General features: G+C 59.4%; 2 protein-coding genes. One reads left to right on the top strand and one right to left on the bottom strand.

Going from position 1 to position 2,143, the window contains the following annotated elements:
* Nucleotides 1-1,680, bottom strand: a 1,680-nt coding sequence (locus EN925_RS32990) for an HAD family hydrolase (protein ID WP_128337245.1), incomplete at its 3' end; no start/stop codon positions are given.
* A gap of 236 nt (nt 1,681-1,916) precedes the next feature.
* Between EN925_RS32990 and EN925_RS32985 the strand changes: the two genes are divergently transcribed.
* Nucleotides 1,917-2,143: DUF892 family protein (locus EN925_RS32985; RefSeq protein ID WP_164894558.1), on the top strand; the 227-nt coding region annotated here is incomplete at its 3' end.

The raw sequence follows: 2,143 nt of genomic DNA, 5'->3' as shown, positions 1-2,143 counted from the left end.
ACGGCGGCGCACGGCATCAAGCACCCGCTTGCGGCTCTCCTCCGCCGACAGGGTCTTGTCCTCTTCCGCCTGGGCGGTTTCGCGCGCCAGATCCTTGTCCCTGATCTGATGTCGAAACCATTTGGAATAGTCGCCGGTGCGCAAATGAAACTCCCAGGTCTTGTCATCTATGCCCTCGGCGATCTGAGCGAAGATCATCAGATTGTGAGCCCTGAGATTCATCGCATTCTCAGGGCCATGGAAATAGAAGCTGCCGGCTTCGTCGAGCTGGCCTTCGGCATATTTCCGGCTGTGCCGCTTGAGTGACTGACGTGGTTCGACCACTTTGACCGTCTTGACTTTTTTGCCTGCCTGCGGCCGCCAGAACAGCACGCGCGCACCTTTCGGGCTGGGGATGACTTTCGGCGGCTCAATGCCGGTTTCACGGCAGAAGACCTTCACGACGTCCTTTGCCTTGGGGCCAAGCGCAATGATGGCTGTCACCAGGCGCAAGGCGTCTGTCGAGATCGCCTCGGGGTGAACGGTGATCAGGATTGTGCCAGGCAATTCCAATGAAAGAACCGCCCGCGTATCGTCGCGCCGCTTGGGCAGAAGATGATGCGCTTCATCGATCACGAGCCAGTGCGGTCTCGCGGTGCGCCGGCGGAAACTGCTGAGGCCAGGCAGCAGGTCGGCAAAGAAATCCGGCCTCTCGTCGACCCGCAGGGCCAGTCCATTGACGACTATATTGCTGTCGGCCTTGGCGATCAGATCCAGCACTTGCGCCTTTGTCGGCGCGCTTGAGCCGTCTCCCAGGCGAACGGCGCCTTCGAGGCCATCATAGTCGCCTTCGGGATCGAAGACACAAAACTGAAAGCCGCTTTCGACGAAGCGTTCGGTCAGCGCGGTGGCCAAGGTGGATTTACCGATACCGGAACTCCCGGCAATGAGGATCGTGTCGCTCGGCGACAGGTAGGTATCATCGCCGCCAGATGATCCAAGAACGATGCCGTCATGGCGCTTCGGCACTATCGCGTGATCACGCTTTATCAGCTTTGCGATCAGTTGCTCCACGCCTTTGCCTCGGGCGCCAGGCATGATCAGGTTGGCTGTATCCTTGACCGCCGGAATTGCATTGTCGACGGCGACGCTGCAGCCACAGGCTTGCAGGAACGCATGATCGTTCTCGGCGTCGCCGACGCCGACGACGTTGTGCGGCGAAAGTCGAAGGTCCTGAAGGGCCGCGGCGAGCCCGGTGGCTTTGTTGATGCCGCTCGGCAGGATCATCACCGCGCCCTTGTTGAAGATGATTTCCAGTTCGAGACCCATCTTCTTGATGACCTCAAGCACGGTCGCTTGATGCGGTTCCCAGGTCGCGACGATCGATCGTCCGACCGAAAGCGGCTTGACGCCCTGCCTCTTCAACCTGGCGACGAATTTGGGCTCGGGCGGCGGGGCGATCACCCGCTCTTCCTCGCTGGCCGGCGTGTAGATCATCGCGCCATTCTCAGCGACGACCTTGTCGAAGAGGCTAAGCTCGGGAAAGACGCCCTTGAGATCGGGCAGCTCACGCCCGGTGACGAGAACCAGCTTGCGGCCGCTTTTCTTGAACCGCTCAAGCGCAGTGAGCGTTTTCTTGGCGACGACCCCATCATGAGCCAGCGTGCCGTCATAGTCAGTCGCCAATGCAATGAAATACATTCCGCCAACCCTTCTCGGTTCCGATTGCTCTGCGACTAGAACGTGTGATCGAGACAAAGGCTCCCCACCGACCGGATCGCAGGCCTTGGAGAAGGGGGAACGGGTCCGCCCTCGGAAATCAGGAACTCCTTCGGTGCCGGCACGTTGACCAGACAAGCCGGGAACCGTCCCGGTCTTTGTTGGCGGCGCAAACCCCGTCGCCGAAATCCACACCAAGCGCAATGAAAGGTAAGGCCATGGGCTTCTTTTCGAAGGACATAAAGACACTCGACGATCTCTTCGTGCACACGCTGCGCGACATCTATTACGCCGAAAAGCAGATCGAGAAAGCGCTGCCGAAGATGATCGACAAGGCAACCGACCCGCAATTGAAAGCCGGATTTGAAAAGCACCTCGATCAGACGAGAGGCCATGTCGAGCGCGTCGAACAGGTGTTTGAGTTGCATGGCGTCAAGGCCAAGGA

Origin of the sequence: Mesorhizobium sp. M7A.F.Ca.US.006.04.2.1, assembly GCF_004022915.1 — a bacterium.
Classification (GTDB): Bacteria; Pseudomonadota; Alphaproteobacteria; order Rhizobiales; family Rhizobiaceae; genus Mesorhizobium; species Mesorhizobium ciceri.
Note: the sequence above shows the minus strand (reverse complement) of the source record. Positions and strands in the feature narration are given on the sequence as shown.